Below are 8,547 nucleotides of genomic sequence, written 5' to 3'. Positions count from 1 at the left end.
TTAAAGCACGGGGGCTTTTAACTCTTTTCGCTTCTCTATGTCGGTTATAGGGTGAGACATTGCGCTATGACACAAATTTACCATGGCGTATTGCCTCAGGTAAAAATCTATAGGTTTTGTGAGAAGTAATGTGCCAGCCAAACCATTGCCGCCACTACCATAAAGACAACGATGTTAAAAAAATCAAAGACGGCAAACTCGTGCCGCAGCGAACTGGCAATTACGTAATAAGTAAAATTCAGAAATATCCAGCCAAATGAAAACCATCTCAAAGCCACGCCAAAAGAAAAGGTAACTCCTGAGACTGCTGCAATCAGAATTATTAACTCCGTGTATGGCAGTTCGTGGGTATTTGGAGGAGTCCATTTAATCAAAACGTTAAAGGCATAGCTTAATATGGCCAAAAAAATGAAAGCCGCGAGCGTCTTAATATCAAAAGGAGTAGCCTTCTTTCGATACAGTGATTTTATAATATAAAATATCAGCATTATAATAGTTAGCAGAACTTGCATCTCCCCCAATGCCGTTACGGGATGATAAAACACGCCCGGATAAACTCCGTTCAAATACCCCGCAATGTCCCCGCTTTGCAGTACGCGGAGTGTTTCATATATCCTGTTTTCTCTAATGGCGCCAAGTAAAAAAGCTACACGCCTCTCAAGCTGCTTCTCTATGGGATAGTCCTGAATAAAATCGGAGACCCTTTGGTAAAGCGATTCAGAGTGTTTGCCTGCGGGTATATAGTGGCCGATTAAATTACTGGTATTAATCTCCGGATGTCTTATCTTGTAAAGGCTCCACGGCGAATATAAAATCAAAAAGGATACAAAGAAATATAATAAGTATGTTTTTTTTCCCCTGATTGCAGCAAATGCAATATAGGATAATATCACCACAGGCAGGGTTAACAGGACATTGCCATGGCTTAATGCCCCAAGGGCACAGACCGCCCCTCCAATAGAGGCTGTAGTGGGTGATAATTCCCTGTCCCATAAATAAACTATCAGCGTCAGCAGGAAAAATACGGCAAACAGCTTTGGCCATGTGAAATAGACGTTTATGAAAATAAATACGTTTAAAAACACAGAAATTACCGCCAGATAAGCCGCGGCGGGGCGATTAAATATTCTTTTGGCCAGCACAGAAAGCGGCAGCAGAAATAGTGAGTTTAATGTAATCCCCACTATCAGGTAATTCCAGAAGCTGTATGGCCGCTTGTTAAGCGATAACATTATGATACTATTTAGCACACCCAGCAACGGCGGCCTGTCTCCCATCGTCCACTTATGGTCGGGAAACACCCAGGGCGGCTTATATTGGGCAAAAACTGTCGCTGTGTCATATTGCAGGTTGTTATCACCGGGTAAATCGTGTAATCCCCTGTGGCCAACAGCCACCCAGTTGTTCAATTCCTTTTCAGGGTTTGCCATGTTAACCGAGACAAAACTTAAGGCAATAACAGACGATAAAGCCACCATTAAAAAACCGTATTTCAGTGCGGGGCCTATTCTAAGAATTTCGGCAACCATTTTTTTCCTGTACGCGGCTGCCGTAACGCTTATAACAAAGGCGCAATTAAAAATCAGGTACCAAATAAAATGGCTTTTAACGCAGTAAAGCGGGATAAAAATCAATACATAAACGATTATAGACGCCGGAGCGGCCAACAGGAAGGCCTCATCGTTTGAGAAATAATGCTTCTTTATGAGTTTTAGCAGCAGAAATCCCGGTATAAACAGAAGCGATAATAGCAGCAAAACCTTTAGGACAATCAATAGCAGCACAATATACCGCGTGCCGCCTGCTATTGAAACAACTGCCAACGCGCCAGGCACGGCTATCGCGCTCGCTGTCACAGCGTTATTGCGGTAAAATTAAAACAATCCACCGTTTCCAAAGAAATTCCACACGTCAACCACGACCTTGTCCCTGGGGATTGTTAAGTCGGCATATTCTTTGTGCGGCGTACCCAGTACGATTATATCCGAGGCGCTTACAAGGGCCTCAGCCGTGACAAAGCCGGGTTCGTTTATGTAAACATCAGAACATATGACCAGCTTCGCCTCAATTTCCATGATCTTTTTCAACTTGTACGACAGCGACTCCCTCTTGTCGTCGTTATTCGCCTTGAAGGCCATCCCAAGGATACCGGCCGTTTTCCCTTTAAGCAGACAGCGGTTTTTTAGTGTAGAGACGATGAAATATGGAAGCCCTTCGTTTATCAACATCGCGGCATGGCCAAGGAAAAAACTGTTATTGCTGAATGCGGCAAGCTGCATCGTATCCTTGAACAGACACGGCCCGGCGGCAAATCCAGCCGACGGGAATGACTCCGCTCGTGGATATTTACGCGTAATGGCGTTGTAAATTTTATAAAAGTCAAGATTATGCTGTGCCGTGATTTGGTAGAACTGGTTGGATATGGAAAATTGAATGTAACGCCATACGTTTGTAAAGAGCTTGGCCAGCTCTGCCTCAATAGGCGTCAGATATATTATATCATCTGTGAGAACCCCGAACAACCCGGCGGCCTCCTCCTCAGCCTGCTTTTCGAAAGACGCCACAATCTGTGGCAACGCGCGAAGCTCAGCAACTGCCTTTCCCTCGGCTATTCGCTCAGGGCAAAACGAGACCATGACTTTCTTGCCAATGGTCGCAAGATATTCCTGTATCTTTTCGGTTGTGCCGGGAAACACCGTACTCCTCAGGATGATGTGCTGGCCGTCTCTAAGGCAGTCAGACAACTCATCAAAGAACTGCTTGAATATAGTAAACTGCGGGTTCAGGTGCTCATCCACTGGTGTACCGATGACAATAATAACGAAATGGCTCTCGGTTATTACACCCCTGTCGTTAGATACAAAGAGATTTTTATCTATGACCTCCTTTAGGATTTCCTCTGCTCCGGTTTCTAAAAAAGGCATTTTTCCTTTTGATACAGTATCAATTGCCTTTGTGTTTATATCGTATAAGACAACCTTCTTGCCGGCACGGGCAAGCATAATCCCAAGCGGTAGACCCACATGGCCTAATCCCCCGACAACGCACACATCATATCCCATCGTGTCTCATCTCCTCAGAAAAGTCTGCATTATACCGCTAATGAACATCAGTGCCAGGAAATATCTTACCCGGATTCAGTATGTCTTTTGTATCGAAAAGCCTCTTTATCCCGCGCATTATATCAAGGTTAATCGAGTTCAGCTCCATGTCAATGTACTTCGATTTGGTCAGGCCAATGCCGTGCTCGCCGGAAATAGAGCCTCCGAGGTCGAGAGTGAGCTTAAAGACTTTGCGCACGAGTTTTTCGGCCTCTTCGTATTTCTTCTTATCGTTTTTATCTGTCATGATGTTTACGTGGATATTGCCGTCGCCGGCGTGGCCGAAACATGCTATGGGAACGCTGTGCGCCTCGGAGATGCCCTGCAGGCCGGTTAAAAGCTCCGACACCTTTGTGACGGGGACAACTACATCCTCGTTTATCTTTGTCGGGCTTATCTTATAAAGCGCGGGGGACACTGCCCTCCTCGCCTCCCACAGGAGTTCTCTTGAGGCAGGGTCCTCGGCTATTTTTACCTTCCCCTGAAAGCCGTTGCAGATGTTCGCTACCTTGTCAGCATCGGCTTGGATAGCCCTGCTGTTGCCGTCAATTTCTATTAACAGCATGGCCTCAATATCTTCCGGAAACCCAATATTTTTGTACTTGTTGACGGCAATGAGGGTCATCCTGTCCATTAGTTCCATAGTCGCGGGGATTATGCCGTCGGCGATTATGCGTGAGACGGCCTTGCCCGCCTGCTCAAGAGAGCCGAAGGCCGAAAGTATCGTTATCACACTCTCTGGCATTGGGAGGACTTTCAGGCGAATCTTTGTGATTACGGCAAGCGTACCCTCAGAACCAACCAGCAGGCGGGTGAGGTCATAGCCTACGACGCTTTTTTTTGTCCGCACACCCGTTTGAATCAGTTTGCCGTCAGGCAAGACGGCCTCAATCTGCATGACGTAGTCTCTGGTAACTCCGTATTTTAATGCCCTCGGCCCCCCCGCGTTTTCGGCCACATTGCCGCCGATGGTACAGGTGTTGAGGCTGGCAGGGTCAGGGGGATAGAAATACCTCTCCTGCCCAAGTGCTCGCTGCAGGTCGCCGTTTATGACGCCAGGCTCCACTACTACGTTTAAATTGCGTGTGTCTATCTCAAGGATATTGTTCATCTTTTCAAAACTCAAAAGTATGGAATCAGCAACCGGCACCGCCCCTCCGGTAAGGCCGGTGCCCGCCCCCCGTGGGATTACCTTTATGTCGTTTTGCCAGGCGAACTGCATTAATTTACATATATCCATCGTGCTTTTTGGCCAAACGACGGCCGCCGGAGCCATGTCTATGCCTGAGGCGTCATAGCCGTAGCACAGCAGGTCCTCCTTGTCCATAGAAAAACTGCCGTCAACCAATATATCTTTTAAACTTTTCATCCCACCACCCTTCTGTCTGGCTATTATATATGATACCGGAGGATCTGTGCAACCGCACCCGCCGGGACATGCCAGGCCAAAGTAAAAATGTCCTGTTCAGTTAATAATAACCGGACGGGTATCCCCGGCCAATCATCCTTTTTCCCACTCTTCCCTGATTCGTTAATCCTTGCCTCCTATGGCCAGGACATACCGCGCCAGAAACTCGCCTTCAGAACTCCGGCTTTGGGCTATTTCCTTCCTCCGAATATCGTAAATATCCCATATTTGTAATAACAGTCTATCTCTTTAAACCCCGCGTTTTTGAGCATACCGAGTTGGCAGTCAAGCGTGTCCGGTTTGTTTTCCTCAAGGTCCTTGTACCTTTCAATTATATTTTCGACAGGGCCATTTACGCCAAGTGCGGCCTGTTTGGCTCGCATCCAGTCTTTCCATATTTCCATGTACCAGTTTTCAATTGAATCTGACGGGGCGATTACCACATCAATATTCACAAAATAGCCGCCGGTGGTAAGCGTCTGATATATCTTATTAAAGAGTGCCGACTTTTCGTCCATTGTCAGGTGATGTATAGCAAGCGATGAGACAACCATGTCAAAGCCACCGGGTAGCCGTTCCTCCCTTATAAACTCTTCAAACGAACAGTGGACAAACTGCACGTCAAACTCCCTCATGCGTGCCTCTGCCTTGTTGAGCATATCCATTGAGCCGTCAACAACAACGGCGCGGGCGGCGCTGCCTGCCCTTAATAACTCATGCGTCAGTGCCCCGTCCCCAGAGCCTAGCTCAAGCAGATTTACCGGCTTGCCATGGTTTACGAAGTGCTGATAGAATGATTTCACTATCGAAAACATCCTCGAACGTTCGACAATATAGATTTCGGCCTTGTCAAGGTAATCCCGGCTGAAGTCTGTGTCTGCCCATTTGGATTTATCGAATTCCATGCTGTATAAACTCCTTTGAGTTATTGTGTTAAATTATCTTTCAGAAAGTCTTCTATTTCCCTGGCCCGCTCCTCATTGTGAATGACCACGCCCCTTAGCGCCTTGTATTGCTTAAGCCGCGTCTTTGAAAAGGCACCGGATATGTTGTCCAGCTTAGTGAGGCCGTGTTCTATGCTCTTTGCCCATGTGAGGTATTGATTATATTTATCCTTGTCGGCCTTGATAGAGAAATCGCCTGGGATTTTCCACCTGTCTTTGAGGAAGAGCCACGAGGCGAAGTCCTCAAGTTTTGCGCCGTCCATAGGTTCTATTGGGGTGGTGTTTTTAATGTCTTCGATTCTCAGGCTTTCTGTATCGGCAATTATGGTGTGCTGGCCATTGAAAGGATACGCGCCGTGGTTGTCGAAAAACTCCCATGTGGATTGGGCGGTCTGTCTCTGCGCGTGGCATGAGCCACATTTCCTGGCCTTGCCAAAGGGATGGGCGGCCTGGTCAAGCTGTAGCCATAGGAGGTGCTTGTTGTTGGCGGAGAGATTATCAAAAGTGCCGACGGTGTAGTATGCGTCGTGAGTTTCACCATTTGGCCACTTGAACGTCAGGGCAGGGGAGGCCGCCACATCCTCTTTGATATTGCCCACGCTGTGCGGCCATATCTTATATGGGCGCCACACCCCCTTCTGGTCTTTGACAATAATCGGAGGGGACTGAATGCCATAGTAAAGCGAGTACTTTTTGAAGGGGTTTTGTCTGCCTGCAACAGTGCCAGGCCCCCATATAGTTATCTGATACCCCCTGAGTTCGCTTATATGGCACGAGGGGCAGTCGAGCGTTTTATGAACGCCGCTGGCGTGTGCCTCTTCAATTTCGAGGTGGCAGTCCTGGCACGACGCCCTTCGTTCCATATCCCCCATGCCCTTTTCCCCCGTGGGGTGGCACGCTACGCACTGGATGCCCTTTTCGTAGTGTACGTCGGGTTTCATGCCCGTGGGGATTGAGTAGTCTCCGCCGATGTACGTCTCACCCCTTCGGGACTGCATGGCGCCGGGGTGGCAGATGCTTGTGCCCCTGCCAAAGCCCGCGCATGACTCCGCAGTTGGCGTCTTCGTAAAGGAATGGACCCCGCCTTTTTGTGTTGGCGTATAGTGGCAGTCAAGGCAGCCGGCGTGGCAGATGTTGCAGAATTTTTGTTTATCCTCGGCCTGTTGATGTGTAAACGGGACGTTTAGATTTCTAACGATGTCGGCCGTATTTTTATACGAAAATCCAGCGCCCTTAAGCTCATCGGAGGCAGGCAAATCGGCAAACGAAGGCCCGCAGTTGTGCGGCCCGTAGGGCGCTGTCCATGTCCTCATATAGCGCTGGCGATAGTTAACTCCCATTGTGGATTTCCTGAACTGTTTGAGTTCCTGCGGGTGGCAGTTGGACTTTCCACAGGTCGTCTTCGCGATATCGGGGTCAAAGTTAAAGGTTTTAAGGTTTCTGTCGTGCCAGAGCAGGTTTCTCACCTCATAGGGGACGTCAGGCTGGCCGTTTTGTTGGATTTTCGGGAGGAGTTCATAGATTTTGTTGCTGCCTGAGGGTAGAAGTGGGCCGTTAAATATTGCCTTTCGATTGAGAATATCACCGTCTTCGCTGATTAAAATGGCCTTAAGCATACCCTTATGGGCAATGCCTTTGTCCGTTGACCTGCCGTTTCCAAGATGGCAGTCGCGGCATTCGATATCGGGGTGTTTACTTTGTTTTTCGACGGTCTCTTTTGTGATATAAAAATGCGGGACGCCCTCTGCCTCCATGCGTTTTTTATCCCCGTGGCACCTGACACATCCCGACGAGGTCTGTTGCATGGAGCGATAAACAAGGGGCATGAGTATCAAAAGAACCAGCCAAAATGCCACAAACATGCGCTGCGGCGTCAACCACTCGCCAATAGAACCAATCGTACGATTTGCCATTGGCTTTGATTCTAAATCTTCGTTCGTATTTTGGTCAACCGCACGGCCAGCGGGAGTTCCCCCCAAACATGTCGAAAATGGGGGGAACTCCTGTGATAAAAGTCATTGACGGAGAATTTCACATCGTGATAGAATGGCTGCATAGGCGGTGGCTATATGGCCATGAGGTGATTTTGTTGTAGCGTCGTTTTAGGTTTTATAGTGCCGTTTCTAAAATGGTATGGGCGTAAAAAACACCAAAAGAGGAGATGCTCGGATGAAAAATAGAAAAGTAGTGGTCATGGTGCTGGCAATATTGTGTTTTTGTAGCGTGATGGCAGGTACGAGTGTGAAACATGCGGAGGCGGTATGTCTTGCCAACCATACCGAAATGACGATTTATTTTTATTTAGTGGACCCCACTAATAAACTCGCAACTATATCGGGCAAGCTTGGAGGTGAAGACGTGCCGGAGTGTTACCCTGGTGCACATCCTAAGTATGGCGGTGCAAGGAATGTTTACTTTTTTCAAAAACAGGCATTCATGGGCAGCAAACCTCTCAATGTTTACGCGGTGCCTAATACCGTGGCGAAACACAATACAGTTGTGTTTTACATAACAGGCAGCCAGGCTGGTGCAAAAGATATGACTCTGTTGAAGGTTCAGGTAGTAGGGGATAATGCTACTGTTATATACGATGGGGCACCGGTTGGGCCAAGTCAGATTGCGATAAAAAAATAGCTCTCTGTCCTAGGATAGAGACACAAAACTGTTTTTAATAAGCGAGGAGAATAAAAATGATACGGGTTAGATCGAAAGTCGTTGTGGCGGCAATGTTGTTTGTGGTTATGACTGCAAGCGTTGCGTTTGGTTATAACGTCTATAACTTTACAAGTTATGTATTAGGGGTAATGGATTTGGATACCGGCTCCGGTTGTGCGACATGTTATGGCCCGGCTTGGCTTAATCCGCAAACACATGGAAGCTGCCCCGGCAATGACGACGGATGTGGTAGTCCAGATAATATTGTTTTCGGAATACCGACTTGTACTAATCCTAATTGTGGCGGCTCGCCTGTATGTTATGTCGGCACTACGGTAACAAACCACGGGTGGGTGGGAGATATCTGGAACTTACGGTCAATATACCGTAAGCGTCAAGAAAACCCCATCTTTACAGTGGGGGTAGCAGATGTCATAAT

At 47.7% G+C, this 8,547-nt stretch carries 7 protein-coding genes; 2 read left to right on the top strand and 5 right to left on the bottom strand.

The genetic code is table 11. The annotated features are described in order from the left end of the window. Window positions 1-107 precede the first annotated feature (107 nt). From AB7D94_RS14875 to AB7D94_RS14855, 5 genes are all read right to left on the bottom strand, one after another. Complete coding sequence (locus tag AB7D94_RS14875) at window positions 108-1,856, bottom strand: hypothetical protein (RefSeq protein ID WP_420266751.1); 1,749 nt, start codon at window positions 1,854-1,856, stop codon at window positions 108-110. A gap of 18 nt (window positions 1,857-1,874) precedes the next feature. Continuing rightward, window positions 1,875-3,062, bottom strand: a complete 1,188-nt coding sequence (locus AB7D94_RS14870) for a nucleotide sugar dehydrogenase (RefSeq protein WP_420266750.1) — start codon at window positions 3,060-3,062, stop codon at window positions 1,875-1,877. Between the two features lie 37 nt (window positions 3,063-3,099). Further along, window positions 3,100-4,470, bottom strand: a complete 1,371-nt coding sequence (locus tag AB7D94_RS14865) for an FAD-binding oxidoreductase (protein ID WP_420266749.1) — start codon at window positions 4,468-4,470, stop codon at window positions 3,100-3,102. Between the two features lie 230 nt (window positions 4,471-4,700). Further along, window positions 4,701-5,414, bottom strand: coding sequence for a methyltransferase domain-containing protein (locus AB7D94_RS14860; RefSeq protein WP_420266748.1), 714 nt, complete (start codon window positions 5,412-5,414; stop codon window positions 4,701-4,703). A 20-nt stretch (window positions 5,415-5,434) separates the two neighbouring features. Next, window positions 5,435-7,366, bottom strand: a complete 1,932-nt coding sequence (locus AB7D94_RS14855; RefSeq protein ID WP_420266746.1) for a hypothetical protein — start codon at window positions 7,364-7,366, stop codon at window positions 5,435-5,437. 256 nt (window positions 7,367-7,622) lie between these two features. Here AB7D94_RS14855 and AB7D94_RS14850 point away from each other — a divergent pair, with 256 nt between their 5' ends. Together AB7D94_RS14850 and AB7D94_RS14845 are read left to right on the top strand one after the other, a co-directional pair. Continuing rightward, entirely contained in the window at window positions 7,623-8,087 is a 465-nt protein-coding gene (locus tag AB7D94_RS14850; RefSeq protein ID WP_420266745.1) for a hypothetical protein, read from the top strand. A 56-nt stretch (window positions 8,088-8,143) separates the two neighbouring features. Then, window positions 8,144-8,547 (top strand): hypothetical protein (locus AB7D94_RS14845; RefSeq protein ID WP_420266744.1); only part of this gene is annotated, 404 nt, incomplete at its 3' end.

The sequence above is a fragment of the Candidatus Magnetominusculus dajiuhuensis genome, from assembly GCF_046044395.1.
In the GTDB taxonomy this organism is placed as follows: domain Bacteria; phylum Nitrospirota; class Thermodesulfovibrionia; order Thermodesulfovibrionales; family Magnetobacteriaceae; genus Magnetominusculus; species Magnetominusculus dajiuhuensis.
The sequence above is the reverse complement of the archived record's forward strand: the minus strand, read 5'-3'. Positions and strand labels throughout refer to the sequence as shown.

Excerpts from the sequence above, each read along its gene's own strand:
- AB7D94_RS14870 (WP_420266750.1), bottom strand. The coding sequence starts at position 3,062 with ATGGGATATGATGTGTGCGTTGTCGGGGGATTAGGCCATGTGGGTCTA.
- AB7D94_RS14865 (WP_420266749.1), bottom strand. The coding sequence starts at position 4,470 with ATGAAAAGTTTAAAAGATATATTGGTTGACGGCAGTTTTTCTATGGAC.
- AB7D94_RS14860 (WP_420266748.1), bottom strand. The coding sequence starts at position 5,414 with ATGGAATTCGATAAATCCAAATGGGCAGACACAGACTTCAGCCGGGAT.
- AB7D94_RS14855 (WP_420266746.1), bottom strand. The coding sequence starts at position 7,366 with ATGGCAAATCGTACGATTGGTTCTATTGGCGAGTGGTTGACGCCGCAG.
- AB7D94_RS14850 (WP_420266745.1), top strand. The coding sequence starts at position 7,623 with ATGAAAAATAGAAAAGTAGTGGTCATGGTGCTGGCAATATTGTGTTTT.